We start from the raw sequence: 25685 nt of genomic DNA on the forward strand, positions 1-25685 counted from the left end.
GGCTCATCCGAGGGCGACCCCGCCGCCAACCAGCCCAGCGCCCTGTTCCTGCCCGGGTGCCTGGGGTGGCCCAGGCGGCAGGTTGAGTTCGGCGCGCCACTGGCTGAGGGGCTTGTTCCAGCCTTCTTCCCAGCGCTGGGCGAACAGGGGCTGCGCCTGCTGGCCCATCTGCAGTCCGGTGAGGATTGCCTCCACCAGCAGGGGCAGTTGCTCGGGTTCGAAGAGGGTGGTGGAGAGCAGGGCCTGGGCCGTGAGCAGGCTGGCGAGGGGGTAGGGGAACTGGCTGAGGTGGAAGGCCTGCAGGGCGATCTCCCCGTGCACCGAGGTATCGAAGCCGGTGAGCAGGTGCCAGAGGTCATGGGTCTGGCTGAGCCGTAGTTCCACATAGATCCCATCGGTGCTCGGCACCATGCCGGCATGGAGGTTGGGGTCGTAGCCGAGGCGGGCCAGCCTCATGGCGTAGGTGTGGCCGAGGGAGCCGCTCGGCAGGGCGGCCAGGGCCTCCAGGTTCTGGGGCCCGGGGATGTAGCGCTCCTCGATCAGGGCGGCGCAGGCGGGATCACGGCGCAGGTGCTCGGCCGCCAGTCCGTAGGAGGGGGTGGCGAGCAGGGCGTCGGTGAGGGCCCCCACCAGCTCGAGGTCGTCGTCGCCTCCGGTCATGGCGAGGAAGGTGCCGAGCACTCGGAATGGGGTGGTGGTCATGGCAGGAGAGGGGAAGGAAGGGGTGCTCGGGAGGGCCGAGAGAACATGAGCAAAGCTCATATCAAGAAAATATGAGCGCCCCTCAGCTTTGTCAAGGAGGATGCGAGGATCGCTCGTGTTTTCCTGGAGTTGGCCGCTGCCGCGGCGATTCGGCCTGCCGCCATGACCGACCACCCCGGATCCCCCCCTGGGTCTGCCGAGCCCTCCGGCCTGAGACGCCAGCCCCGCCAGGCCCGCAGCCAGGAGCGGGTGAGGCGGATCCTGGAGGCCGCCGAGGCGTTGTTCGTGTCCGATGGGGTGGGGACCACCACCACCAACGCCATCGCGGCGCGGGCCGGGGTGCCGATCGGCTCCCTCTACCAGTTCTTCCCCGACAAGGGGGCGATCCTGCGCAGCCTCGCCCGGCGCTATGGGGAGCAGCTCCATGGGGAGCTGGCCGCCTTGGAGCAGGAGGAGGGCGCAACCCTGGACCTCGACGCCTACATCGAAGCGGTGGTGGCTCGCACGGATCGCTTCTTCGCCGAGCATCCCGGCTATCAGGCCATCTTCATCGACCTGCAGAGCAGCACCCCCGACCTGGTGGCGATCGAGGAGGAGACCGATGCCCGACTGGTGGCCGATTGGTCGGTGGCCCTCGGGGCCCGGGCCGCTACCGCGGGAGCAGGCCTCAGCCCCGAGGAGGCCGGCCTGATGGCCTACGTGCTGGTGAAGACGATCGGCAACCTGCTGTGGCTTTCCCTGAGCCAGCCGCCGCCCATGCGGGCGCGGTTGGTCAAGGAGACGGTGCAACTGGCGGTGGCCTATCTGCGCCCACGGATTGAGGGGGATCCTGGGGGCTGAAGCCCGACGACCTTGCGAATGCCTTGGGTGAGCACGAAGCACGCGCGACGGCAATGGCATCGGCATCCCACCGATGGCGACAGGTTCGCCAGGATGATGACTCCAGCGTCAGGGCCCTGCCCGGGCCGCTCAAAACCCGAGAGACCCGTGACGACCACAGTGCCGACACCAGTGACGACAGCCGCGCCGACAGCCACGTTCGCGGAGTTTGCCCAACGGGCCGACTATTCGCTGCTGGATTCCCTGCAGGCGGATCCCCAGGCCACCGGCGATGGCCACGATCACCGGCCCCGCCAGGTGTTCTCCGGTCATTACGTGCCGGTGACACCAACCCCGATTCCATCGCCGGAGGTGGTGGCGCACAGCAGAACCCTCTTTGGCGAGCTGGGCCTGAGCGATGCGCTGGCACACGACGACCAGTTCCGCCGTCTGTTTTCCGGCGACATCACGGTGGCGCGGGAGCCGATGCGACCGTTTGGCTGGGCCACCGGGTATGCCCTCTCGATCTACGGCACGGAGTACATCCAGCAGTGCCCGTTTGGAACCGGCAACGGCTACGGCGATGGCCGGGCCATTTCCGTGTTTGAAGGTGTCTTCAACGGCAGTCGTTGGGAGATGCAACTGAAAGGCGGTGGCCCGACCCCCTACTGCCGCGGGGCCGATGGACGCGCCGTGCTGCGTTCCAGCGTGCGGGAGTTTCTGGCCCAGGAGTTCATGCACGCCCTGGGGGTTCCCACTTCACGCTCCCTGATGCTGGTGGTGTCTGGATCTGAAACCGTACGCCGGCCCTGGTACTCCCCGAACTCCCGCTCGTTCGATCCCGACATCCTGGTGGACAATCCGGCGGCGATCACCACCCGCGTGGCACCCTCCTTTCTGCGGGTGGGCCAGCTGGAGCTGTTTGCCCGCCGCGCCCGCAGCGAGGCCCATCCACAGGCGCTCAACGAGCTGCGGATGATCGTGGCGCACCTGATCGCGCGCAACTACCGGCCTGAGATTGATCCGAACCTGGAGTTCAGCGAGCAGGTGGTGGAGCTGGCGGGATTGTTTCGCACGCGGCTCACCTCACTGGTCGCCAACTGGATGCGCGTGGGCTACTGCCAGGGCAATTTCAACAGCGACAACTGCGCGGCAGGGGGCTACACCCTCGACTACGGCCCCTTCGGCTTCTGCGAACTGTTCGATCCCCGGTTTCAACCCTGGACCGGCGGCGGCGAGCATTTCTGCTTCTTCAACCAACCGGCAGCGGCTGAAGCCAACTACCAGATGTTCTGGGCCGCGATCCGGCCGCTGCTCCGGGGAGACACGGATGAGCTGGCAAGGCTGGATCAGATCCGTGATGGCTTCGCCGGCGCGATGCAGCAGGAGATCGAGGCGATGTGGGCCAGCAAGCTCGGCCTGATCCGCTACGACGCCGCGCTGGTGAACGAGCTGCTTGAGCTGATGGTGCTCTCGAAGGTGGACTACACGATCTTCTTCCGCAGGTTGTCGGATATCCCCGAGCAGCTTTCAAGCCTGAAAGAGAGCTTCTATGTGCCCAGCTCAGAGCAGCTCGATGGGCAATGGACGCACTGGCTGCAGCGGTGGAGGGATCAGGTCACCAGCAGCGGCGACCCCCGTGAGACATCCGCAGCGATGAAACGCGTGAATCCGGCCATCACTTGGCGCGAATGGCTGATCGCCCCGGCCTATGAACAGGCGGCGCAAGGGGAGTTCAGGCTGGTCAGGGAGCTGCAGGAGGTGTTCAGCCATCCCTATGACGAGCTATCCCCGGAGCTTCAGGCGACCTATGACCGCCTGAAGCCCAGGGAATTCTTCAACGCCGGAGGCGTGTCCCACTACAGCTGTTCGTCCTGAGCCGCGTCTGGCGGTCTCAGGCATCGATCAACCACAGGGCCTCGCGGCCGCCAGCCACCGCCTCGCAGCTGAGGCGGCGATCGAAGCTCACCAGCCAGCCACCGCGGTGCACCGCCAGCGCCAGAAGATAGGTGTCGGTGAGCTGGCTTGCCTCCAGCAGGTGCGATGCATCCACACCGCTGTGGCCCAGCAGGCTGAGCGAATCCGGCCAGAACTGATGCTGCGGGTGGCGGATCAGTTCCGCCATCAAAGGGGCCACCACCGCCGGCGGCCCCGGACTGTTGGGGTAGCGCGGCTGGCCGAGGATGCGCAGCACGGCGTTCTGGGTGAGGGGGCAGGTGGCCCAGCCATGGGCCTGCGCTGCCGCAAACCAGCCATGGGCAGGTTCATGGTGTACGTGGCGCCGATCCAGCAGGGCGATCAGCACGTTCACATCCAGTAGAGCCACCCTCACGCCAGCTCGTCGCGCAGGCTGTTCACGAGCTCCAGATCCACCGGTGCCCCCTGCTCCTTCCAGGGCAGCAGGGGCAGGCCGTTGCGATGGTCGGCCCTCCGATGTTCCGAGCTGGAGCCTGGTGCTGGTGCCACCAGGGCCTGGCGCGCCAGCTCGCTGATCACGGCCCCCAGGCTGGTGCGCTGTTGCCGGGCCAGCACCCGCGCCGCTGCCAGCACGTCATCGTCGAGTTGCAGGGTGGTGCGCATCTGATGTTGTGGCATCAAGCATCAATTTAAGGGGCAGTCCTCCTGTCTGCGCCATTCCCGCCAGAGGCAGGCAACTGCTGCGCAGAAGCCCTCGACGACCCGCATCAACGCCAGCACCCAGCTCACTCCCCGAGCAGATGCAGGCTCAGCTGCCGGTGCTGGGCCTGGGCCCGGTGCTCCCAGAGATAGACGGCCTGCCAGGTGCCGATCAGCAACCGCCCGCCCCGGAACGGCAGGGCGAGGGTGGTGCAGGTGAGGGCCGTGCGGATGTGGGCGGGCATGTCATCCGGGCCCTCGTCGTCGTGGCGATAGGGGCGCAGTTCGCCCCGGCCGCTGATCGGTCGCACCCCCTCCTGGGGCACCAGGGCCTGGAGGTAGGCGGCCAGATCCAGCAGCACCCGAGGGTCGGCGTTCTCGTTGATGGTGAGCGAACAGGAGGTGTGCAGACAGGCCAGGTTGGCCAGGCCGGTGGCCAACCCGCTGGCCCCGATCTCCCGGTCGAGGGCGGTGGTGATGTCGGTGAAGCCTTCGCCCCGGGTTTGGAGGCTGAGCTGGTGGAGGCTCTGGCGCAACATCGCCGCATCGGCAGGGCACTTCTCCATAGCATCACCCCATGGCGAACCAGGCGGCGACAGGAGGGGTTCCGCCGCATCACTGCAGAGAACCGGATCTGGTGGTGGTGGGCAGTGGGCTGGGGGGGCTCTGCGCCGCCGCCATGGCCGCCCGTCATGGCCTCGAGGTGCTGGTGCTCGAAGCCCACGACCAGCCAGGCGGCGCGGCCCATGGCTTCCAGCGCCAGGGCTTTGCTTTTGAATCCGGGCCCTCCCTCTGGAGCGGTCTGGGGAGCTGGCCCAGCAGCAACCCCCTGGCCCAGGTGCTGCGGGCGATCGGGGAGGAGGTGCCGGTGCACAGCTACCACGAGTGGGGGCTGCTGCTGCCCGAGGGCCAGCTGCGGGTGGGTGTGGGCCTGGAGCCCTTCCTGGCCGTGGTGCGCGACCTGCGCGGAGCCGCCGCCGCCGACGAATGGGCCCGCTTCATGCAGGTTCTGCAGCCCTTCTGCGCCGCCGCTCGCTCCCTGCCGCTGCTGGCCCTGCGGCCGGGCCTGGGCACGGCGGCCGTCCTCGGCGGCCAGGGTCTGGGGCTGCTCGCCCAGGCGGGCCGGCTGGGCCAGCTGGGGGGTGCCTTCGGACCGCTCGCCCGTCGCCACCTGCGCGATCCTTTCCTGCTCCACTGGGTGGAGCTGCTCTGCTTCCTGATCTCCGGGCTGGGGATGGAGCAGACCAGCGCCGCGGCGATGGCCACCCTGTTCGGCGAGTGGTTCGAGCCCGACGCCGCTCTGGACTACCCGATCGGCGGCAGCCCCGCGGTGGTGGCGGCCCTGGTGCGCGGCCTGGAGCGCCACGGCGGCCGGCTTCAGTGCCGCTCCCCGGTGGCGGAGATCCTGGTGGAAGGTGGCAGGGCCTGCGGGGTACGGCTCACCGGTGGCGAACGCATGGGTGCCCGGTTGGGCGTGATCGCCAACCTCAGCCCCTGGGATCTGCCGGCCCTGCTCCCAGAGGGCTCCGTTTCCGAGCGCTGGAGGAGGCGGCTGCAGGCCACCCCGGCCTGCGCCAGCTTCCTGCACTGGCACCTGGGCCTGCGTGGCGACGACCTGGCTGAGCTGCCGATCCATCACGTCTGGGTGGGCGACTGGCAGCGGGGCATCGGCGCCGAACGCAACATGGTGGTGCTGTCGATGCCGTCACTGCTGGATCCCTCCCTGGCGCCCCCGGGGCATCAGGTGCTGCATGGCTACACCCCCGCCAACGAACCCTGGGAGCTCTGGAGCGAGCTGGAGCGGAGCAGTGCCGATTACAAACGCCTCAAGCAGGAGCGCTGCGCGGTGTTCCACCAGGTGTTCGATGGCGTGCTGCCCGACTGGCGCGAGCGGGTGGTGATCGAGCTGCAGGGGACCCCCCTCACCCACCGCCACTTCCTGCGGCTGCACCAGGGCAGCTACGGCCCGGCCTGGCCCGCCGATCGGGGGCCGTTTCCCGGCGGCGGTACTCCGGTGCAGGGGCTGGTGCTCTGCGGCGCCGGCGTGTTCCCCGGCATCGGCGTACCGCCGGCGGCCGTGAGCGGCGCCATGGCGGCCCACCACTTCGTGGACGCCCGCCGCCAGCGGCGGCTGCTGCAGGAGACGGGCATCCTGGCGGCTTGAGTCGGCGCGGCGCTTGCGAACCGGTCTAGACTTGGTATCTATCACTTCGGATCGATGCGCGCCAAGCTTTTCCGCAACGGCCGCAGCCAGGCGGTGCGGCTACCCGTCGAGTTCCGCTTCGAGGGCACGGAGGTGGAGGTGCATCGCGATCCCGAGAGTGGCGCTGTGGTGCTCACGCCGGTGCGGCCATCGGCCCGCGCCTTACTGGATCAAAGGGATGACCTGCTTCAGGAGCCTGGCTTCCAGGCCGAGCTGGAAGCGTTTTTCGAGGGGTTGCGCGACACGCGCCCTGCGGAACCGGTGGAGTTCCTCTGATGGCTGCGGCAAAGGGGAGGCTGATGCTCGACACCAACGCCGTGAACGCCTTTCTGAAAGGCCTGTCGCCGTGCCTGGATACCTGGGTGCGTGAGCAACGCTGTTGCCTGTCGTCGATCGTGGTGGCGGAGATCCGATATGGCCTGGAGAAGCTGCCGCCTACGTCGCGGTTGCAAGCGCTGGTGGAGAACACTCTCAAGACCCTGGAGATCCTGCCCTGGTCAGAAGCCTGCGCCAGGGTGTATGGCCGGCTGAGGGCCGATCTCGAACGCAACGGGAAGCCCTTGGCGGCGATGGATCTGCTGATCGCCAGCCATGCCCTCAGCGAAGGTTGCGCCCTGGTGACGGCGGATCAGGCCTTTGCCCATGTGGCCGATCTGCACCTGGAGGCCTGGTAATGGCCAGCAGGCAGGGGTTGGCCAGGTGCCTTCCCACTTGGCGTTCTGCCCCCCCTCACACCGCCACCGCCAGCTCCGGATAGAAGCCCCCCGGAATCGCACGCTGCAGCCGCCAGCGAATCGCCATCGGGCGTTCGCCTTCGTGGCTCACGTAGTCGGCAAAGCCCAGGCAAAGAAACGGCAACGTGACGCCGCAGCGCCGGTTCTCCTCCCGCACAAACAACAGCACTCGGCTACTGCGGGCGCGGTGGTGGATGTAGCGCTGGCCGGTGGCTGAGGCTTCGCGGGTGAGGCTCTGGCTCTCCCAGTGGAACTCACGCGGTGAGATGGCGTAGTCGTTGTAGCGGGTGGTGGGGGAGAACAACCGCTCACTCTTCTTCAGGGTGATGAAGAACACGTCGCAACGCGACGCCTCATCAAAGAACACCCCCTCGCGGCCGGGGAAGGGGCGGGCCTCGTTCAGCAAGCCAAACGCCGCGAACACTTCGGCGCGGGAGTAGCGGCCGTGGAGCATGAGGGGCACCGGCGGGGCTGGATCGCTATCGGACAGAAACGGCCAATCGAGCGGTGCCACCAGGTGGTCGGTGCGCTCCAGCAGGAGCCCAGCCAGCTCCACCAGCTCGGCGCGGATGGCGGAAGCGGCCCAGAGCCGCACCAACGCCTCTGCGAGGGGCACATGGTTGCGGCCACTGCCCCAGAGCTGGGCCAGCAGAATCCGCCACTGACGCTCCGCACACAGATCCAACCCCGCCGGATCAGGCGCCACGGGCCGCTGCAGCTGATCCACCAGCCAGCGCAGGCGCTCGGGGTCGTCGAGATGCAGCAGGCCGCCGGCGATCCCCCGCCCCAACCGCTCCTCATCCGCCGTGGGCTCCCCGGAGGCTGCCGCCGCTCCCCACCCCAGCTCCCGCTGCAGTAACGCCCAACACCCCGCCACCCGATAAAACTCCCCCAGCTCCATCCCGAGCCCATCGAGCAGCGCCGCCAGCGAGCAGGCCCCGAAGCGTCGGCATTCGGCGAGCAGCTGGGGCCGGCGGCTGGGCAGCGACTCGCGCAGATTGGAAAGCACCCGCTCCGTGGAGACGCGATCGAGCTGGAGGCTGCAGCCGGCGGGGAGGAAGGGGAAGCCGGTTTCGATCTGCTGGCGCAGCTGGTCGCGGGTGCCGCCGAGCAGGGCGCGGTAGCGGAGGTCGTGGCGGAAGCGGCGGTGGGCCTGGCCGATGAAATCAAGAACGGTGAGGCAGCTCTTGCCCGGGCAGAGGCGCAGACCGCGGCCGAGCTGCTGCAGGAACACGATGGCGCTCTCGGTGGGCCGCAGGAACAGCACCGTGTCGATCTCGGGGATGTCGAGCCCTTCGTTGAACAGATCCACGGCGAAGAGGATCTGCAGCTCACCGGACCTGAGGCGGCGGATCTGCTCGGCGCGCTCCTCGCGGGGGCTGGAGGCATCGAGGGCGGCGGCGCGCAGGCCGGCATCGGCGAACTTGCGGGCCATCCAGCCGGCGTGCTCCACGCTCACGCAGAAGCCCAGGGCCCGCATCGTCTGCAGGTGGGTGATCTTGCCCTCGAGTTCGCGCAGGATCAGGCGCAGGCGGGCGTCGTCGGCTGTGTAGAGCCTGGAGAGGGCGCCGCTGTCGTAGCCGTTGCGGCGCCATTCGATGCGGGAGAGGTCGGTGCCGTCGTGGAGGCCGAAGTAGTGGAAGGGCGCCAGCAGGCCCTGATCGAGGGCGCTCCAGAGCCGCAGCTCAGCGGCGGTGTGGCCGCCGAACCAATGGAGGATGTCGAGGCCGTCGGTGCGTTCGGGGGTGGCGGTGAGGCCGAGCAGCAGGGACGGCGCCAGGTGGGCCAGCCAGCGCTCGTAGCTGGAGGCGGCGGCGTGGTGGAACTCATCGACGATCACCACGTCGAACGTGCCCGGCGCCAGGCCCGCCGGATCGATCCCCGCGAGCGACTGCACCGAGGCGAACACATGGCGCCACTGGCCGGGACGCTGGCCATCCACCAGCAGCTCACCGAAGGAGCCATCGCGCAGCACCTGGCGGAAGGTGGTGAAGCCTTCCTTGAATTGATCGACGGGAATGTGGGTCTGCAGGCCGCCCCCTACCGGTGGAGGGTTCTTTCGTGTTGCTGGACGAGGTGGTGGCGAGGCTGAGCGAGGGAGCGGTCAGGGCGGCGGCATTAAAGTGCTTGAGCATGTAATTGGTGACATGCAGCAAAGTGCACGCACCCATGACAGACAACCGTTGATAAGCTCTGCCAAGAGCATGTGCATCAATGTTTAAGGATTACGCCGGTATCGAAGTCTTGGCAATGGAAGCCATTCGAGCTGAGCATTTTGCTACGTCTGACTTGCTACTTGCTAAGCCTGACGATATCGCCGGAGAGGTGCTGGCATGGATGACGGGTAACGACTTTGATGTCGCACCAGTCACAGATCATGCTGCTCTTGGTTTTCTCCAGAGGGAGGACCTTCGGGCAATGGAACGCCAATCTTCCATTCAGACTGCAATCCGGCCACTTGATGAAGCACTGATCGTCGCGCCTTCACTTTCCCTTCAGGATGCAATCCGGATACTCACTGAAAAGGGGTGGTTCTTTCTGCAAGAGGATGGAGATTTAGTTGGCATAGCCACGCGAGATGATCTTTCCAAGCCAGCTGTTTGCCTTTACCTTTTTGCCAAGACAATGGCGCTTGAAGCTGGCCTTCGGCGACTGATTGGTACCTATGACACTACGCCAATTCCAGATTCTCCGCCTGATGAAAACGATGACTCTCCGGGACCAAGATATCTCCGAGAGGTAATCCTGAGAACGAAGCAGAACAAGAAACTCCTCGGCGATCTAGGCTATTCAGGGAAGGGGGCCAGTGGCAGATTCGATGAGCTATCAAAGTTTGTGAATCGCTTGAGAAATCATATCGCCCACGGAAGAAGCCTCCTCGCCATCAGTGAGAAGGTTGCCAGCTATGGAAGCCGTTTGCAGGAACTTGATCTGCTGTTGGGGAGGATTCAGAGCCTCTCCGTCGATTCTCTTCAAGCATGGGAGGCCTATGCCTCTACTGAGATCGTTCGACGCGTTGTCTCCGAAGAAGTTTGGGCAGGTTCGCAGCCGGGCGATCTTCCGGAGGGATCGCCATGGATCATTCTCACTGCATCGAATCCGCACGAGGAGGTGCTGAGCGAGGCTGAGAACGCCGAACGAAATCACGAGCTTGTGAATCTCCTTGCTCAAAGGGGCTACGATCCTATCCCTGTGGAAGGACGCTCAAGTTGCGGTCGCCGGAGAGAAGAGAGTGTCGCCATTAGAGGAATGCAAAGGGATGAAGCAGGAGAGGTCTGCAAGCTTTTCCGGCAAAGGGGATTCTTTGAGATCACCGACTTAAACTTCGTCGTATATTCAGCAGATGGGGTTGAAATGCGGCGAAGAGGTAGAGCGACTTGAGCGGCATCAGCCTGCTCGATTCCTGTCATCATTGAATTAAGATATAGATTCCGCAAGAGCATGGTCTCAATAGCCGCAAAGCGAAGAGAAGGTGATTTGCGATTATCCGATTCTCATTGCTAGGCTGGCATCTAACGGCGACTGATCCGCATGAACCACAACGAGATCGTCAGCTTCCTCTGGGGCGTCGCCGACCTGATCCGTGACACCTTCAAGCGCGGCAAGTATCAGGACGTGATCCTGCCGCTCACGGTGCTGCGGCGGCTTGATTGTGTGCTCGCAGGAACGAAGGAAACTGTGCTGGCCAAGCAGGCGGAGCTGCGGGACAAGAAGTTGGAGAACCTGGATCCGCAGCTGCGCAAGGCCGCCGGCTTCGCCTTCTACAACACCTCCCGCTACGACTTCGAGAAGCTGCTGGCCGATGCACCCGATCTGGCCAAGAACCTGCGCAACTACATCGCGGGCTTCAGTCCTAACATGCGCGAGGTTATCGAGAAGTTCGACTTCGACAACACGATCAGCAAGCTCGATGAAGCCGGGCTACTCTTTCAGGTGCTGGAACGATTCAAGAAGGTAGATCTGCACCCCAGCCGGATCGACAACGCCACCATGGGTACGATCTTTGAAGAACTAATCCGCAAGTTCAACGAAGCACTGAATGAGAACCCTGGGGAGCACTTCACGCCGCGGGATGTGGTTCACCTAATGGTGGATCTCATGCTGGCCGGTGATGCAGAGCTCATCCGTAGGCCGGGTGTCGTGGCCACCGTGTATGACCCATGCTGCGGTTCGGGCGGCATGCTGATGATCAGCAAGGAGCACATCACTTCTGGCCTACGCAAGAATGGTGAGCTGCTCAGCCCTGCGATCAACGAACAGGCCGAGCTTCATCTATTTGGCCAGGAGGTCAATCCAGAAACCTGGGCCGTGTCGAAGTCGGATCTATTCATGAAGGATCCCAGTGGCCGTGATGCCGACAATCTCTTTTATGGCAGCACGCTCGCCAACGACCGCCACAGAGGCATCAACTTCGATTACCTAATAGCCAATCCCCCCTACGGCAAAGACTGGAAGCGGGATGAAACAGACGTGCGAGCCGAACACGAGCGAGGCGCCGCCGGGCGCTTTCCACCGGGTCTGCCGCGCATCAGTGATGGACAGCTGCTGTTCCTGCTGCACATGCTGGCCCATGCCAAGGATCCAGCCGAAGGCGGTTCCCGCATCGCGATCATCATGAACGGATCGCCGCTGTTCACGGGCGACGCCGCCAGCGGCGAAAGCGAGATCCGCCGCTTCATCCTGGAGAACGACTGGCTGGAAGCGCTGATCGCCCTTCCCGAGCAGCTCTTCTACAACACCGGCATCGCCACCTACGTGTGGGTAGTGACGAACCGCAAGGCCCCTGAGCGAAAGGGGAAAGTGCAACTGATCGATTCGTCGCACTTCGATCAGGACACCAAGACCGGACTGTTCTGTGCGGCGATGCGAAAGTCCCTGGGCGACAAACGCCGTGAGATCCCCTACGCGAAGGCCCAGGACATTCTCAAGATCCTTGCTGACTACACCGACGGCGATACCCGCACGGTGACGAAGGACGGCAAGACCGAGGAGATCGTGGTGAGCCGCATCTTCCCCACCACCCACTTCGGCTTCCGCAAAATCACGGTGGAGCGACCGCTGCGGCTCAGCTTCCAGGCCAGCCCCGAACGGGTCGCACAGCTGCAGGCCGAGAAGGGTTTCTTGGCCCTGGCCACTAGCAAGAAGAAAGGGGAGGCCGGAGCCCGGGACATCTCTGAAGGCCGCGCTCTACAGGAGAAGATCTGCGACCTGGTGAACGATCTACCGGAGGAGCCGTTCCCGGATCGGGTCGAGTTTGACAAGCTCCTCACCCTGGCCGCTCGCCACGCCGGTGTGAAGCTCACCGCACCAGCCCGCAAGGCGATCCTCGCCGCCCTGGGCGAGCGGGACGAGAACGCGGAGATCTGCACCAATGGCGACGGCACGCCCGAGCCCGACCCCGAATTGCGCGACACCGAAAGCGTTCCCCTGCCGCCCGGTCCCGACCCGGTCGACGATGAGGGAATCCCAGCCAGCGTGCAGGCGTTCTTCGATCGCGAGGTGCTCCCCCATGTGCCCGATGCCTGGATCAACACCAGCAAGCGCGACGAACGCGACGGCCTGGTGGGGCTGGTGGGCTACGAGATCAACTTCAACCGCTACTTCTACCGCTACACACCACCTCGCCCGCTCGAGGAGATCGAGGCGGACATCCGCACGATCGAAGACGACATCCTGCGGATGCTGGCGGAGGTGACGGCCGCAGGCAGGGTCTAACGCAAAATGAAGGCACCTTGCCATACGTTGCCGACATCTCGCGTTGACAGGGGCCGCAGTTTCGCTCAGATTGTCGGCATGGCTGCTCCATCTGCCGACATTTCGAGCCAGGAAGCCGGCCTGGGCGCCTTCTTCCGCTCCAGTGATCTGGATGCGGCCGGGCTCAGCCGCCATCAACTGCCCAGCCTGCTGCGTTCTGGGGCAGTGGAGCGGCTTGGTCGCGGCCTCTACCGCCGCACCGACGCCGAACCCAGCGAGCACTATTCCCTGGCGATGGCCTGCGCCGCGGTCCCCCACAGCATCGTGTGTCTGCTGTCGGCCCTGCAGGTGCATGACATCGGCACCGAGGCGCCGGCTGCGATCTGGCTGGCCATCCCCCACAAGGCGCGCCTGCCCCAGCTGGAGACCCTGAAGCTGCGGATCGTGCGCTTTAGCGGCCCGGCCTGGACCTATGGCGTGAGCAAAACCACGTTCGAGGGCGTGCCGGCCCGGATCACCTCGCCGGCGCGCACGATTGCCGATTGCTTCCGCTTCGAGCGGCTGGTGGGCAGCGAAACAGCCCTGGAAGCATTAGAGGATGGCCTGCGACAGCACAAGGTGAACATGGCGGAACTGGAGCGGGTGCTGGAGGTGCTGCCGTCTCGGCGTCTGCGTGCGGCCCTGGCGGTGGGGCAGCGATGAAGGGGAACCCAGCCGCCTCGGTCAAAGACCGCCTGCTGGCCAAGGCTGGCGGCGAAGCCTTCCAGCGCACCCTCACGCGCTATGCCGCTGAACGACTGCTCTACCGGCTCGGTGCGTCAGCGGTGCGGGAGCGTTTCGCCCTCAAGGGGGCGAGTTTGCTCACGGTGTGGTTGCCCGATCCCTACCGCGGCACCAAGGATGTGGACCTGCTGGCATCCGGTGATCCCAGTGACGCTTCCATTCGGGCATTGCTCGAAACCGTTTGCGCGGTGCCTTGTCCGGAGGATGGAGTGATCTTTGATCTCAGCACGCTCCGTCTGGAGACGATCCGGCCCGAGGAGGAGTATTCCGGCAAGCGGGCCCGCTTCCGCGCCCTGCTTGGCAACACACGCATTGGCGTGCAGCTGGATCTGGGCTTCGGTGATGCTGTGGTGCCGGAGCCGGCTGACATCACCTACCCAACCCTTCTGAACGATCTGCCGGCACCGGAGCTACTGGCCTATCCGCGGGAGGCGGCTGTGGCGGAGAAGTTCGAAGCGATGCTGAAGCTCGATCTGCGCAACAGCCGCATGAAGGATTTTCATGACCTGTGGGCCCTGGCCAGTTCCTTCAGTTTCGAGGGGCAGGTGTTGCAGGCAGCTGTAGACGCGTGCTTCAAAAGGCGCGGTACCCCTTGGACGGAGCAGATCCCCACGCCGCTGACGCCGGTCTTTTACCAACGACCGGATTTGGCGGCACGATGGGCGGGTTATCTAGCCCGGGAGGCCGTGCTGGTGCCCCCGCCGAATCGCTTCGAGGAGATCGGAGAGGCGATCCTTGCCTTTCTGGGGCCGGTGCGGGAAAGCCTGGTGGCTGGTGGTCCGTTCGATCGGGGATGGCCAGCAGGTGGGCCTTGGTGGGGGCTTAGCGAGGAGGTGGCGAGTTGAGCTCGGTGGAAGCGGGAACGAAAGAGGGGCTGCAAGGGCGGTTCAAGCCCTATCCCGCCTACAAGGATTCGGGAGTGGAGTGGCTGGGAGAGATACCCGAACGTTGGACCGCGAAGCGACTGAAGTTCTCAGTGGTGATGAATCCAGTTGCCTCAGAACTTCGTGCGCTTCCCCCTGACACGGAGGTCTCCTTTGTCCCCATGGAAGCGGTTGGTGAGCATGGAGGTCTAGCGCTGTCGGGAAGCAAGCTACTTGTAGATATTGGAACTGGTTACACCTACTTTAAAGACGGCGATATTGTCGTTGCAAAGATCACACCTTGCTTTGAAAATGGGAAGGGTGCTGAAGCGACTGGGCTAGTCAACGGAATAGCTTTTGGCACGACGGAGTTGCACGTCTTGCGGGCAGTCGCCTGCCTTGATCAGCGTTTTCTTTTCTACATCACCCTGAGCGACGCCTTCCGAAAGATCGGTTGGGCAGACATGTATGGAGCGGGCGGTCAGAAGCGAGTGCCGGAATCATTTATCAAAAACCTCCGGCATCCCCTTCCACCCGAACCAGAACAACGCGCCATAGCCACCTTCCTCGACCGCGAGACCGCCCGAATTGATGCCCTGGTGGCGAAGAAGCAGCGGCTGATCGATCTGCTCCAGGAGCAACGCACCGCCCTGATCACGCGCGCCGCTACGAAGGGCCTCGATCCAACCGTTCCCATGAAGGATTCAGGGGTGGAGTGGCTGGGGGAGATTCCAGCTCATTGGCAGGTCAAGCCACTGAAGCGCTTGTTTTCAAACCTTGACTCAGTACGCGTTCCACTCAGCGGCGAAGAGAGGTCATCGATGGCAAAGGAATACCCGTACTATGGGGCGTCGGGAGTAATCGATTTCGTCGAAGATTATCTATTTGATGAGCCACTCATCCTTGTTGCTGAGGATGGAGCAAATCTTTACTCACGCTCCTCACCCTTGGCGTTTGTTGCGCCTGGAAAGTATTGGGTAAACAATCACGCTCACATTTTGAAGCCGGTGGATGGCGACATTAGATACTGGGCACAGGTGCTCAGTTGCGTAGTGTTTGATCCATGGATTTCTGGTTCTGCTCAGCCAAAGCTAACTGGCGAAAAGCTGGGGTCCATACCCATGCCAGTCCTGCAGCTTTCTGAGAGGCAATCCATCGCTGGCTTCCTTGATCTCGAAACTGCTCGGATCGATGCGCTGATTTCTAAAGTCCGCGTCGCGATCGCACGTATCCAGGAACTCCGCGCCGCCCTGATCTCCGGAACTGTCACAGGCAAGATCGATGTGCGTGAGGAAGTGGTATGACCCGCGTGGCGATTGAGGGTGCCATGCTCCGGTGGGCGCGCGAGCGTGCCGGAAGAACCCGAGAAAGCCTGGCATCGAAGTTTGCCCCCCTTGCGGATTGGGAGACAGGAGAAGCGCGGCCAACGCTGAAGCAGCTTGAGGCCTATGCCAAAGCTGTTCATGTTCCAATTGGCTACCTGTTCCTTCGCGAACCCCCTGAAGAGATTGTACCGATTCCCGATTTCCGCACGGTTGCAGACCAGCCACTGCGCCGCGCCAGCCCCGACCTGCTGGACACGGTCTATCTCTGCCAGCAGCGCCAGGAATGGTACCGCGATGATGCCCGGCAGGCTGGGGCTCAGCCCTTGCCCTTCGTGGGATCACTCGCGCTTGGGGCTGATGTCGTTCGCAGTGCTGCTTCCATTCGCACAGCCCTCGGCGTTGATCTGGAGGCCCAGCGGCGCCTGCCGACGTGGACCGATGCTCTGCGCGCCTTCATTGAGAAAGCAGATGCGCTCGGCGTTCTTGTGATGGTGAGTGGAGTCGTGGGCAGCAACAATCGGCGGGCGCTCGATCCCTCGGAGTTCCGCGGCTTTGCCTTGGCCGACCCTGTGGCCCCACTCGTGTTCATCAACGGCGCCGACAGCAAGGCGGCGCAGATGTTCACCCTGGCCCATGAGCTGGCCCACCTCTGGCTCGGTGAATCGGCCCTTTCGGATGCCCAGGCTTCTGAAGCCCCGGCGCAGGCTGTTGAGCGCTGGTGCAATCAGGTTGCTGCAGAGCTCCTTGTACCGCTTGCTGTGTTCACAGCTGAACAGGATACGGGTGCTGATCTGCAGGAGGAGCTCAATCGTTTGGCGAGGCGATTCAAGGTGAGTACCTTGGTTATCCTGCGCCGGATGCATGACGCAGGCAGCCTGCGTGGTGAGGCCTACTGGCACGCGTACAACGCCGAACTCGAACGCCTTCTTGAACTCCCTGGAGGCAGTGGTGGCAATTTCTACCTCACCCTGGGGGCAAGAGTCAGCAAGCGATTCGCACGGGCGGTGGTGAGCAGCACCCTGGAGGGGCGTTCCTCCTTCACGGAGGCTTTTCGCCTACTGGGCTTTCGGAAGATTGACACCTTCCGCCAGCTCAGCACCAGCTTGGGAGTCGCTTTCTGATGGCTTACCTGCTGGATGCGAACGTTTTCATCTCAGCCAAAAACCTCCACTATGGGTTCGACTTCTGCCCGGCCTTCTGGCAATGGCTGGATGATCGCAATGCCGATGGAACGGTCTTCAGTATCGAGAAGGTGGGAGATGAAGTTGAGGCCGGAGCTGACGATCTTGCGAGGTGGGCAGCTGCACGCCGAGGCAGTTTTTTCTTACCTCTTAGCCCGGGGGTGGTGACATCACTCGGGGCTGTCAGTTCGTGGGCTGTTGGGCAAAGCTATGACCCGGCCGCAGTCAATACGTTTCTGAGTGTGGCTGATTATTATTTGGTTTCGCAGGCGCATGCTGGTGCGCACACAGTTGTGACCCATGAAAAGCCGCGTGCCTCCATCAAGATCATCAAGATCCCTGATGCCTGCATCAGCCTCGGGATCCGCTGCATCACGCCCTATGAGATGCTCCGCAATGAACGGGCACGCTTCGTGTTGGGTCTTGGAGGCGCGCCATGACGCCTGAGATCTCCGAACGCGTGCTCGAAGAGGCGATCGAAACGGCCCTGATCCAGCACGGCACGTCCAACGACGGCGCCCACCAGCCCGGCTACCACAAGCGCAAGCCCGATCAATACGACCGTAATCTCTGCTCGCTCTCGCAGGATTTGCTCGACTTCGTACTGGCCACCCAGCCGAAGCAGTGGAACAAGCTCGCCCAGCACCATGGCACCGCCGTACGGGAGCAGTTTCTCAAACGTGTTTCCGCCGAGATCGAGCGACGCGGCACCCTTGATGTGCTCCGTCAGGGACTCAAGGATTCCGGCTGCAAGTTCCGTCTGGCCTACTTCCAACCCGCCAGCGGTCTCAACGAGGAAACCCGCCGCCTCCATGGCGCCAATCTTTTCGCCGTGGTGCGCCAGCTCCACTACAGCACCCGCAATGAGAACAGTCTTGATCTGGTTCTCTTTCTAAACGGAGTTCCTCTCTTCACCGCCGAGCTTAAGAATCCGCTGACGGGACAGAACGTCCAAGACGCGATCCGCCAGTACAAGACCACCCGCGATCATCGCGAACCGCTGCTCGCCTATGGCCGCTGCCTGGGCCACTTCGCCGCGGATTCCGAGCTCGCGTACGTGGCTTCCCAGCTGGCAGGGCCGCGCACCCGCTTCCTGCCCTTTAACCAGGGACGCTTTGGCGGTGCCGGCAACGCCCCTGTGCCGCCCACCCGGTCCGGCTACGCCACCGCCTACCTCTGGGAGCAGATCTGGTCGCCCTCCAGCGTGCTGGATCTGGTTCGCCAATTCATCCACGAGGTGGAGCAGGAAGACGACAACGGCCGCAAGACTGGCAAGCACTTCCTCATCTTCCCCCGCTACCAGCAACTTGATTGTGTGCGCCGCTTGGTGGCCGATGCCCGCAGCCGTGGCCCCGGCCAGCGCTACCTAATCCAACACTCCGCCGGCAGCGGCAAGAGCTTCACCATCGCCTGGCTGGCCCACCAGCTCAGCACCCTCCACAACGCATCCGATGCGCGCGTATTCGACTCGATCGTGGTGATCACCGACCGCCGCATCCTCGATCGCCAGCTGCAGAGCACCATCCGCCAGTTCGAGCAGACCCTTGGCGTGGTCGAAACCATCGACACCACCTCTCGCCAGCTCAAGGACGCGCTCGAATCCGGCAAGACGATCATCGTCACCACCCTCCAGAAGTTCCCAGTGATCGCTCAGCAGATCGGTGAGCTACCCGGCAAGCGCTTCGCAGTGATCGTGGATGAAGCCCACTCGTCCCAATCGGGCGAAAGCACCAAGAGCCTCAAAGCCGTGCTCAGTGCCTCCTCTCTGGAAGCGGCCGAAAGCGAAGAGGAAACCGCAGCTACGCCGGAGGAGGAACTCGAGGGCACGATCCTCGCCGAGATGGAGAAGCGCGGCCGGTTGCCGAACGTGTCTACCTTCGCTTTCACCGCTACCCCCAAGCCGAAAACCCTGGAGCTCTTCGGTGTTCGCCGGCCCGACGGCACCTTCGCTCCCTTTCACCTTTACAGCATGCGCCAGGCGATCGAGGAGCGCTTCATCCTCGATGTGCTGGCCAACTACACCACCTACACGGCCTACTGGCGGCTGCTCAAGAAGGTCGATGACGATCCGCGGTATGACAAGCGCAAGGCGGAATACCTGCTCAAGTCGTTTGTGGAGCTGCATCCCCACGCCATCGGCGAGAAGGTGCGGATCTGCGTGGAGCATTTCGCCACAAGCGTGCAGGATCAGATCGGCGGCATGGCCAAGGCGATGGTTGTGACGCGCTCACGTCTCCATGCGGTGCGCTACAAGCTCGCCATCGATCGCTATCTTGCCGAACGTGGCTACCCCTTCAAGTCCCTGGTAGCTTTCTCCGGAACGGTACAAGATGGGGGTAAGGGCTACACCGAATCTGGCATGAATGGTCTGCCAGAGGCGCAGACCGCCAGCACCTTCGAGCAGGCCGAGTTCCGTTTCCTGATCGTGGCCAACAAGTTTCAGACCGGCTTCGATCAGCCCCTACTCCACTCTATGTATGTGGACAAGAAGCTTGGCGGTGTGGGGGCAGTGCAGACCCTCTCACGCCTCAACCGCACCCACCCCAAGAAGGCAGGCACCTTGGTGGTGGACTTCGCCAATGAAGCCGATGCCATCAAGGCTGCCTTTGAGCCCTATTTCGAAGCCACCCTGCTTTCGGAGGCCACTGATCCGAATCTGCTTTACGAGATTGAAACGCGCCTGGCGGACTTCCCCGTCTACACCCCGGCCGATATCCATGCCTTCGCCGAGCTGTTCTTCAACCCCAAAGCCACCCAGGATGGCCTCTACCAGGTGCTGATGCCCCTGTTAGATCACTTTGAAGGACTCGGCATTGATGAACGGCACGAGTTCCGCAGCCAGCTTACTGATTACGTGCGCCTCTATGCCTTTCTGGCTCAGGTGATTCCCTTCACCGACGCCGATCTTGAAAAGCTCTACCAGTTCGCCCGCTACCTGCGCAGACTCCTGCCCGCTGACCAACTGGAACTGCCCCTTGAGGTGCAGCAGAACATCGACATGGAGTCGTACCGAATTCAGGAAACCAGCCGTGGAGCCATTCCCCTGGATCGTGGCAACGGCGTGCTCCAGCCAGTGGGAACGAAGGGCCCCCATGGACCTGCCCCTGAGGAGCTCGAAACGCTCTCGCGCATTGTGGCCGAGCTCAATGAGCGCTTCGGGCTGAACCTGGGGCCCGAGCATCGGATCACGCTTGGCCAGATGATGGAGCGCTTGGCCGATGACGTGGCCCTTGAGGCTGCGGCTCGCGTCAACACCCGTGAAAATGTGCGGCTCACCTTTGATCAGAAGGTGGAGAATGTGATTCAGGACATCGTTGATTCAAATTTCGATCTCTACAAACGGATCACTGATGATGCGGCTTTCGGTGAAACCGTCAAGAACTTCCTCTTCGATCAATACCTGCGCGGCCATCGCAACGCCGAAGAGCTGATCAAACGAGGTGAATCGAAAACCCTTGAGTTCAAGTCCACCCTCCGCTGGAGCCTCCAGGAAAACCGTAAGGACGACAAGGGCGTCACCCATGCAGCACTCAAAACCATTGCCGCCTTCCTCAACACCGAAGGCGGTGACCTGCTGATCGGTGTTGCCGATGATGGCTCAATAGTAGGCATTGAGCCGGATAAGCTCGAGAACGACGACAAGTTCATGCGCCACCTCTCCCAAGTGGTCCGGAACGGCCTAGGCGATCGTGCCGGCACCTGCATCGACCCCAAAACCCAGAACGTTCAAGGCCGCACTGTGTGCGTGGTGAGCTGTCAGCGCAGTCCTGAGCCAGTGCGTCTTCGCTGGAAGGGACTGGAGGCCACCCCAGATGGCGACTTCTTCGTGCGTAGTGGTCCCGGCACAGTGAAGTTGGCTCCCGAGAGCGCCACGGAGTTCATCCGTACGAGGTTCCCAGGATTCAACCCAGGCCCTTAGCCTTTTGAGCTGAGGTGATACGGAGGGGGCATTGGCTCTAGAGCAACCGCCCCTAACCCTTGGCTACCCGTGCCGTCTACACCTTCTCTGGCTTTCCCGGCGAATCGAACCACCATCTCTACCTTCATCACGACGGCTACCCCAGTGGCGCCGCTTGGCGGTTTTCCCAAGCCCTCCAACACGGGGGGGAGCCCTCGGCCTTCCTCATCTCCTTTCTCCGCACCCAAGCCGTTGCAGAACAGCTGTCACACCCGGATCAGTGCGCCGATGCCGAGTTCCGCTACCGCGTGCAGTTGATCATCGCCAACAATCCATTCATTGAGGTGCAGTGTTGGCGGCGGCTGCCAGGAGGCACGGGCTGGCATTCCCGCTGCAACTCTATGCCGTTGGCCTCATTTATCCAGAGGTTCTTACCCAGCGAGGGTCCTTCTTGATGGCTTACCTCAGTGCCTCAGAGCTTCCCGATGGTCAGCCAAAAAGGATTCCTGCTCCCGACTGAACGGCCGGATCAGGTTGGCGCCCTCAATCCCCCAGCAGCGCAACGCATCGCGGGCCGCCTCGTGTTCGCAGAGCAGTGCACCCCCGGAATCGAAGCTGATCCAATGGCGGTCGAACAGCTTGTCCACATGGGGGGAGAGCAGCAGGCCGTTGGCACCGCTGAGCCTCTCGCGGTTGTCGCAATCGCGCCAGGGTTTGATGTGGCTCGCCACCAGAAACTGTTGTCGCGCCAGCCCCGTCACCCGGCAGAACGGCTCCAGTTCCGACACCCGATGGCGGAACAACCCCTGCCCCAGCCGCGCCTTGGTGAGCGCATCGCGCTCGGTGCTGCTCGGCACCTCCCGCAGCCGTTGCATGTCATCGAGCAGGGCGGCTGTGTAGTCGCCTTCTTCCGCCAGCACCACCAGGTGCACCCGCACCGCCGGATCGGCATGGTCTTCGATCAACTTGAGCAGCAACAGGCCAAGGGTTTCGCCCAACCCCGCCAGGTACACACCCTGGTTGCCCCGACCTGAGTTGGTGCTGATCGGGCTGTGGCGCTCAGGCAGCAGCGGTTGCAACAGCTCGAAAAACGTCTGCGGCACCAGCGCCTGGCGCAGCGGCTGCCAGTTCACGCGCACCAGCCAACCTTCCTGGCTCCAGTTCTCCCCGGCCGATCCGAACTCCGGTGGCTTGGGGGCCGTGACCACCGCTGTTTCCACCAGGCCGATCTGGCTGATCTTGCCGTTGGCGTAGCTGAACACCACATCCCCCCGCTGGCAGCGGGTGAGGTTGTCGTAGCTCACGTTCCGCGCGCCGTTGGCATTGGCCTTCGGCGACCAGATGTAGCCGCCGTCGGTTTCCTGCCGGTAGGTCTGCTTGTGGTTGACCCACCAGTAGGCCATGAATGGTGGCTGGCGTTGGCCCAGTTGTAGCCGAGTCAGAGCTGAGTGTCTTCAGTAGGCCTGATGCGCAGGAATCACCCCCCGCACTCCACCCCGCGGCTGCTCACAATCCCCTTCTCGCCTCAGGATCAGATGCCAATGCGCATGAAACACCGTCTGGCCGGCCGCTTCGCCTGAGTTCAGCCCCCCCTCTTGCGTTGAGCGAACCAGCCCAGCCGCTGATCCCGGCATCGTCAGCCGCGAGCTGCTCCCGCCGGCGCTTGAGCAGCTCCACCACCGCATTCCACTCCGGCTGGTGCAACTCCAGCCCGTCGGACACATGGCGCCTGGGGATCACCAGGCTGTGCCCCTCACTCACCGGATAGGCATCGGCGATACAGAGCGCCAGTTCGTTCTCCAGCAGCACCCGGCGGCTGTCCTCCTGCCTGATCTGGTAGCTGGCGAGGAGTCCGCGAAAGTCGGTGCGATCCGTGTCCCGCTTGCCCGTATTGCAGCGGAAGCAGAGGGCCTGGACGTTGGAGAGGTCGTCGGGTCCTCCTTGGTTTCTGGGGATGATGTGATCCACCTCCAGGGCGCACTGGTGCTCGTGGGCGCCGCAGAATTCGCAGCGGCCTCGGGCGCGGGTGAGCACGCGGTACTTGATGGAGCCGCTGATCGGGCTGCGGTGGCGGCTGCGGTGGGCAAACACCTCCTCGCCGCGCTGGGCGCGGAAGGCGTCGAGGCGCTGCCGGCAGAGGGCCAGGAGCTCATCGCGCTCGGCGTCGCTCAGCTCGCTTGCGCCAATAAGGCTTTAGACCCCACTGCCGTAGGTGGTGATGCCGTTGCCGGTGAGCACCTTGCCCACCATCCGCTTGACACGTTCGCTGTAGTAGTCGATCTGGGTCACGTCCTCGCCCAGGATCCTGCGGGCGACGTCCTGCACTGGGGCGGGGCTGCGGCGGCCCAGCAGTTCCATGAGCATGAGCGGTTGATAGATGTGGCTCATGCGCATCCGCCGCGTCAAGTAGTCGCGCAGGCGTTCGTAGGTGGGGGAGTGGGCAGGGGGCGTGGAGCGATGCTGGCGGTTGCCGGGCGCTCCGGCCAGGTTGGGTTTTGGGCGGCCCGTCAGGCAGGAGCACCTGCTGGGATCCCTTCTGGTTTGGGCGCGTGGCGGCTGCAACCAACCCGGCTCCGGGAGTGGCTGTGCCGCCCCAGCCAGCCCTAAGATGTGTACACATTTGGCGGGAGGACGGCGTGACGACCCGTATTGGCATCCGTGAACTCAGGTCCCGGCTGGCCTCCCATCTGGAATCGTCCACGCCGATTGAGGTGACCCGCCATGGCCGCACCATTGGCCTCTTCGTGCCCTTGCCCCAGCAAGGCAACCTGAGTGATCGGGACAAGGTCTTGGAGGCTGGCCGGCTGCTGCATGCTGCTGCAGGCGGAACTGGAGCGCCTCGGCCTCAGCGAAGACGGGCTCAGTGCCGACGTCAAGGCCTGGCGGAAAGGTCACCGTGACCAGCCAACGGTTTGAGTGAGGTTCCCCCAGGATCCGGCGGGTCACGTCCTGCGCGGGGGCCGGGCTGTGGCGGCTGATCAGCTCCAACCGCTACGCGGACGCCTTCGGCTGCAGCATCAATGGCTGGTAAATGTGGCTCATGCGCATCCGCCGCGTCACGTCGTCGTGCAGGCGAAGGAAGGCAGCAGAGGGGCAGTTGGCCATGGAGTGATGCTGGCGGCTGCCGGGCGACCGGGCGGGCTTGGCTTGGGGTGGCCCATCCGGCGGGCACCCCTGCTGGAACCCCCTCTGGCGTGATCGCCTGACGGCGCCACGGCCAGAGCATGACGCGCTTCGATCGGCAGCTCCTGCCAGCCCCTTCGCCCTGGTCCTGCCGGGGGCTGCCAGAGTGATCGGGCTGCGGTGTCCCATGCCTACCCACGGCCCGCCCCTGGCCACCCCGATCGACCTGAACCGCCTTCTGGAGGCCGGCCTCGGGCGCGACCCGGCGGCAGCGGCGCTGCAGGATCTCACCCACGCCATCAGCTGGGCCGAGCTCGATCGCCAGGTGGAGCAACTGGCCCGGGCCTACCGGCGGCTGGGACTGCAACGGGGCGACCGGCTCGCCTCCCTGATCCCCAACCGGGTGGAGCTGGTCGTCCATTACCTGGCCGGGCTGCGCAGCGGTCTGGTGCTCACCCCGCTCAATTATCGCTACGTGCCGCCGGAGATCGACCATGCCCTGGCGGTGAGCGGGGCGTCGGCCCTGGTGTTCCACGGCGAACGGCTGGCCGATGTGAAGGCCAGCGCCGTGGCGGGCAGGTTGCCGCTGGGCTGCCTCCGCATCGATGATCCCACCGGTTTCGAGGGTCTGCTGGCCGCGGCCCCCGCCGCCGGCGGCGCCCCGCCCTGGCCCGCGCTGGCCGACGACGATCCCTGCTTCCTCTACTTCACCTCCGGCAGCACCGGCCGGCCCAAGGGGGTGACCCACAGCCGGGCCAGCTTCGCCGCCGTGCTCACTTCCCTGATCCAGGCCAGCGAACTGAAGGCCGGCGAGGAAGTGCTGGCTGGCAGTTCGGTGGCCCACATCGCCTCCTCCACCCTCGTGCTGGCGGCCCTGGCCACCGGCGCCTCCGCCGCCATCGCCAGCCCCATCGATGCGGCCACCGTGGAAACCCTGCTGCGGCGCCACCGGCCGACGCTGCTGTTGATGCTGCCCGCGGCCCTGTTCGAACTGATCCGCGATGAACGGCTCCAGCCGACGGATCTGGCATCGATCCGCCTCTGCATCAGCGGCGGCGACAAGGTGCCCCACCAGCTGCAGGAGGAGTTCCGCCAGGCCGCCGGCTTCGGCATCGACGAATGCTTCGGCATGAGCGAGATCGGCTACGCCACCCTGGCGCCCCCATCGGGGCTCAACCGGATCGGTTCGGTGGGCCGGCTCTGCCCGGGGTTCCGCGCCAGCCTGCGCGATGAGCACGGCGCCGAGGTGGCCCCGGGCGAGCAGGGTCGCCTCTGGATCCAGGCGCCTTCGATGATGGTGGGCTACTGGGACAACCCCCAGGCCACCGCCGAGACCATCGTGCAGGGATGGCTGGACAGCGGCGATGAGATGCGCGTCGACGCCGACGGCTACTTCTGGTTCTGCGGCCGCCGTAAGCAGATCATCGTGCACGACAGCTCCAACATCTGCCCCCAGGAGGTGGAGGAGGCGCTGGCGGAACATCCGGCGGTGGATCTGGTGGGGGTGATCGGCATCCAGGACCCGGTGCATGGCGAGAACGTGCTGGCCTACCTGACCCTGCGCCCGGATCAGCCCGTCCCCAGCGAGGCCGAACTGATCGCCTTCGCCCGGGCCCGGGTGGGCTACAAGGCTCCCGAAGAGATCCGCGTGCTGCCCGAGCTGCCCCTCACCCCGGTGGGCAAGACCGATCGGCTGGCCCTGCGCCAGCTGGCGGCGGACACCCTGCACGCCCCCTGAGCCTCT

22 protein-coding genes are annotated in these 25685 nt (G+C 64.2%); 14 read left to right on the forward strand and 8 right to left on the reverse strand.

The genetic code is table 11. The annotated features are described in order from the left end of the window. Window positions 1-3: 3 nt before the first annotated feature. On the reverse strand, window positions 4-702 hold the full coding sequence (locus KBY88_RS13685; protein WP_254940496.1) for a Coq4 family protein: 699 nt from the start codon (window positions 700-702) through the stop codon (window positions 4-6). A 129-nt stretch (window positions 703-831) separates the two neighbouring features. Here KBY88_RS13685 and KBY88_RS13690 point away from each other — a divergent pair, with 129 nt between their 5' ends. After that, the gene (locus KBY88_RS13690) at window positions 832-1542 is read left to right on the forward strand and encodes a TetR/AcrR family transcriptional regulator (protein WP_254940497.1); all 711 of its coding nucleotides are present in this window, start codon (window positions 832-834) and stop codon (window positions 1540-1542) included. Window positions 1543-1689: 147 nt separating this feature from the next. Further along, window positions 1690-3399 (forward strand): protein adenylyltransferase SelO, encoded by a 1710-nt coding sequence (locus tag KBY88_RS13695; RefSeq protein ID WP_514130646.1) that lies wholly within the window; start codon window positions 1690-1692, stop codon window positions 3397-3399. Between the two features lie 16 nt (window positions 3400-3415). Here the strand turns inward: KBY88_RS13695 and KBY88_RS13700 are convergent, their stop codons facing one another. The 3 genes from KBY88_RS13700 to KBY88_RS13710 form a co-directional block, all read right to left on the reverse strand. Beyond that, window positions 3416-3847: a TA system VapC family ribonuclease toxin gene (locus tag KBY88_RS13700; protein ID WP_315858139.1), complete on the reverse strand. Its 432-nt coding sequence runs from the start codon at window positions 3845-3847 to the stop codon at window positions 3416-3418. A gap of 2 nt (window positions 3848-3849) precedes the next feature. After that, window positions 3850-4101: a CopG family transcriptional regulator gene (locus KBY88_RS13705; protein ID WP_254940499.1), complete on the reverse strand. Its 252-nt coding sequence runs from the start codon at window positions 4099-4101 to the stop codon at window positions 3850-3852. Window positions 4102-4223: 122 nt separating this feature from the next. Continuing rightward, window positions 4224-4703, reverse strand: a complete 480-nt coding sequence (locus tag KBY88_RS13710; RefSeq protein ID WP_254940500.1) for a secondary thiamine-phosphate synthase enzyme YjbQ — start codon at window positions 4701-4703, stop codon at window positions 4224-4226. An 11-nt stretch (window positions 4704-4714) separates the two neighbouring features. Here KBY88_RS13710 and KBY88_RS13715 point away from each other — a divergent pair, with 11 nt between their 5' ends. From KBY88_RS13715 to KBY88_RS13725, 3 genes are read left to right on the forward strand one after another with little or no spacing between them, the layout of a single operon-like run. Further along, window positions 4715-6301, forward strand: coding sequence for a phytoene desaturase family protein (locus tag KBY88_RS13715; RefSeq protein WP_254940501.1), 1587 nt, complete (start codon window positions 4715-4717; stop codon window positions 6299-6301). Window positions 6302-6355: 54 nt separating this feature from the next. After that, window positions 6356-6616, forward strand: coding sequence for an antitoxin (locus tag KBY88_RS13720; protein WP_254940502.1), 261 nt, complete (start codon window positions 6356-6358; stop codon window positions 6614-6616). A gap of 23 nt (window positions 6617-6639) precedes the next feature. Then, window positions 6640-7014 carry a type II toxin-antitoxin system VapC family toxin gene (locus KBY88_RS13725; protein ID WP_254940503.1) on the forward strand — a complete coding sequence of 125 codons (375 nt, stop codon included), beginning with the start codon at window positions 6640-6642 and terminating at the stop codon, window positions 7012-7014. Between the two features lie 55 nt (window positions 7015-7069). Here KBY88_RS13725 and KBY88_RS13730 read toward each other — a convergent pair whose 3' ends face one another. After that, entirely contained in the window at window positions 7070-9106 is a 2037-nt protein-coding gene (locus tag KBY88_RS13730; RefSeq protein WP_396103214.1) for a DUF3427 domain-containing protein, read from the reverse strand. A gap of 182 nt (window positions 9107-9288) precedes the next feature. Here KBY88_RS13730 and KBY88_RS13735 point away from each other — a divergent pair, with 182 nt between their 5' ends. The 8 genes from KBY88_RS13735 (at window position 9289) to KBY88_RS13770 (ending at window position 20839) form a co-directional block, all read left to right on the forward strand. Beyond that, window positions 9289-10455: a DUF3293 domain-containing protein gene (locus tag KBY88_RS13735; RefSeq protein ID WP_254940505.1), complete on the forward strand. Its 1167-nt coding sequence runs from the start codon at window positions 9289-9291 to the stop codon at window positions 10453-10455. A gap of 150 nt (window positions 10456-10605) precedes the next feature. Next, complete coding sequence (locus tag KBY88_RS13740) at window positions 10606-12789, forward strand: HsdM family class I SAM-dependent methyltransferase (protein WP_254940506.1); 2184 nt, start codon at window positions 10606-10608, stop codon at window positions 12787-12789. Window positions 12790-12867: 78 nt separating this feature from the next. Beyond that, window positions 12868-13470, forward strand: a complete 603-nt coding sequence (locus KBY88_RS13745) for a type IV toxin-antitoxin system AbiEi family antitoxin domain-containing protein (RefSeq protein WP_254940507.1) — start codon at window positions 12868-12870, stop codon at window positions 13468-13470. After that, on the forward strand, window positions 13467-14396 hold the full coding sequence (locus KBY88_RS13750; protein WP_254940508.1) for a nucleotidyl transferase AbiEii/AbiGii toxin family protein: 930 nt from the start codon (window positions 13467-13469) through the stop codon (window positions 14394-14396). Before KBY88_RS13745 ends, KBY88_RS13750 begins: the two co-directional genes overlap by 4 nt. Before the next feature lie 5 nt (window positions 14397-14401). Then, window positions 14402-15718, forward strand: coding sequence for a restriction endonuclease subunit S (locus tag KBY88_RS13755; protein ID WP_254940533.1), 1317 nt, complete (start codon window positions 14402-14404; stop codon window positions 15716-15718). A 23-nt stretch (window positions 15719-15741) separates the two neighbouring features. Next, window positions 15742-16860: a helix-turn-helix domain-containing protein gene (locus tag KBY88_RS13760; RefSeq protein ID WP_254940509.1), complete on the forward strand. Its 1119-nt coding sequence runs from the start codon at window positions 15742-15744 to the stop codon at window positions 16858-16860. After that, on the forward strand, window positions 16860-17360 hold the full coding sequence (locus KBY88_RS13765; protein WP_254940510.1) for a DUF4411 family protein: 501 nt from the start codon (window positions 16860-16862) through the stop codon (window positions 17358-17360). The genes KBY88_RS13760 and KBY88_RS13765 overlap by 1 nt, the downstream gene beginning before the upstream one ends. Further along, the gene (locus KBY88_RS13770) at window positions 17357-20839 is read left to right on the forward strand and encodes an RNA-binding domain-containing protein (RefSeq protein ID WP_254940511.1); all 3483 of its coding nucleotides are present in this window, start codon (window positions 17357-17359) and stop codon (window positions 20837-20839) included. The genes KBY88_RS13765 and KBY88_RS13770 overlap by 4 nt, the downstream gene beginning before the upstream one ends. 443 nt (window positions 20840-21282) lie before the next feature. On the opposite strand, the gene KBY88_RS13775 is transcribed toward KBY88_RS13770, so the two are convergent. The 3 genes from KBY88_RS13775 to KBY88_RS13785 form a co-directional block, all read right to left on the reverse strand. After that, entirely contained in the window at window positions 21283-22221 is a 939-nt protein-coding gene (locus KBY88_RS13775) for an HNH endonuclease (protein ID WP_254940512.1), read from the reverse strand. 103 nt (window positions 22222-22324) lie between these two features. Then, window positions 22325-22909 carry an HIT family protein gene (locus KBY88_RS13780; RefSeq protein ID WP_254940513.1) on the reverse strand — a complete coding sequence of 195 codons (585 nt, stop codon included), beginning with the start codon at window positions 22907-22909 and terminating at the stop codon, window positions 22325-22327. 102 nt (window positions 22910-23011) lie between these two features. Then, a complete protein-coding gene (locus KBY88_RS13785) occupies window positions 23012-23206 on the reverse strand; it encodes a hypothetical protein (protein WP_254940514.1) in 195 nt (64 codons plus the stop codon). A 922-nt stretch (window positions 23207-24128) separates the two neighbouring features. Here KBY88_RS13785 and KBY88_RS13790 point away from each other — a divergent pair. Continuing rightward, a complete protein-coding gene (locus KBY88_RS13790) occupies window positions 24129-25679 on the forward strand; it encodes a class I adenylate-forming enzyme family protein (protein ID WP_254940515.1) in 1551 nt (516 codons plus the stop codon). The last annotated feature ends 6 nt before the right edge of the window (window positions 25680-25685 follow it).

The sequence above is a fragment of the Cyanobium sp. Morenito 9A2 genome, assembly GCF_024345575.1.
In the GTDB taxonomy this organism is placed as follows: domain Bacteria; phylum Cyanobacteriota; class Cyanobacteriia; order PCC-6307; family Cyanobiaceae; genus ATX-6F1.

What these genes read in the sequence shown, in the direction of transcription:
- KBY88_RS13685 (WP_254940496.1), bottom strand. Translation starts at nt 702, where the DNA reads ATGACCACCACCCCATTCCGAGTGCTCGGCACCTTCCTCGCCATGACC.
- KBY88_RS13705 (WP_254940499.1), bottom strand. Translation starts at nt 4,101, where the DNA reads ATGCGCACCACCCTGCAACTCGACGATGACGTGCTGGCAGCGGCGCGG.
- KBY88_RS13710 (WP_254940500.1), bottom strand. Translation starts at nt 4,703, where the DNA reads ATGGAGAAGTGCCCTGCCGATGCGGCGATGTTGCGCCAGAGCCTCCAC.
- KBY88_RS13715 (WP_254940501.1), top strand. Translation starts at nt 4,715, where the DNA reads ATGGCGAACCAGGCGGCGACAGGAGGGGTTCCGCCGCATCACTGCAGA.
- KBY88_RS13720 (WP_254940502.1), top strand. Translation starts at nt 6,356, where the DNA reads ATGCGCGCCAAGCTTTTCCGCAACGGCCGCAGCCAGGCGGTGCGGCTA.
- KBY88_RS13725 (WP_254940503.1), top strand. Translation starts at nt 6,640, where the DNA reads ATGCTCGACACCAACGCCGTGAACGCCTTTCTGAAAGGCCTGTCGCCG.
- KBY88_RS13735 (WP_254940505.1), top strand. Translation starts at nt 9,289, where the DNA reads ATGTTTAAGGATTACGCCGGTATCGAAGTCTTGGCAATGGAAGCCATT.
- KBY88_RS13740 (WP_254940506.1), top strand. Translation starts at nt 10,606, where the DNA reads ATGAACCACAACGAGATCGTCAGCTTCCTCTGGGGCGTCGCCGACCTG.
- KBY88_RS13745 (WP_254940507.1), top strand. Translation starts at nt 12,868, where the DNA reads ATGGCTGCTCCATCTGCCGACATTTCGAGCCAGGAAGCCGGCCTGGGC.
- KBY88_RS13750 (WP_254940508.1), top strand. Translation starts at nt 13,467, where the DNA reads ATGAAGGGGAACCCAGCCGCCTCGGTCAAAGACCGCCTGCTGGCCAAG.
- KBY88_RS13760 (WP_254940509.1), top strand. Translation starts at nt 15,742, where the DNA reads ATGCTCCGGTGGGCGCGCGAGCGTGCCGGAAGAACCCGAGAAAGCCTG.
- KBY88_RS13765 (WP_254940510.1), top strand. Translation starts at nt 16,860, where the DNA reads ATGGCTTACCTGCTGGATGCGAACGTTTTCATCTCAGCCAAAAACCTC.
- KBY88_RS13770 (WP_254940511.1), top strand. Translation starts at nt 17,357, where the DNA reads ATGACGCCTGAGATCTCCGAACGCGTGCTCGAAGAGGCGATCGAAACG.
- KBY88_RS13775 (WP_254940512.1), bottom strand. Translation starts at nt 22,221, where the DNA reads ATGGCCTACTGGTGGGTCAACCACAAGCAGACCTACCGGCAGGAAACC.
- KBY88_RS13785 (WP_254940514.1), bottom strand. Translation starts at nt 23,206, where the DNA reads ATGAGCCACATCTATCAACCGCTCATGCTCATGGAACTGCTGGGCCGC.
- KBY88_RS13790 (WP_254940515.1), top strand. Translation starts at nt 24,129, where the DNA reads ATGCCTACCCACGGCCCGCCCCTGGCCACCCCGATCGACCTGAACCGC.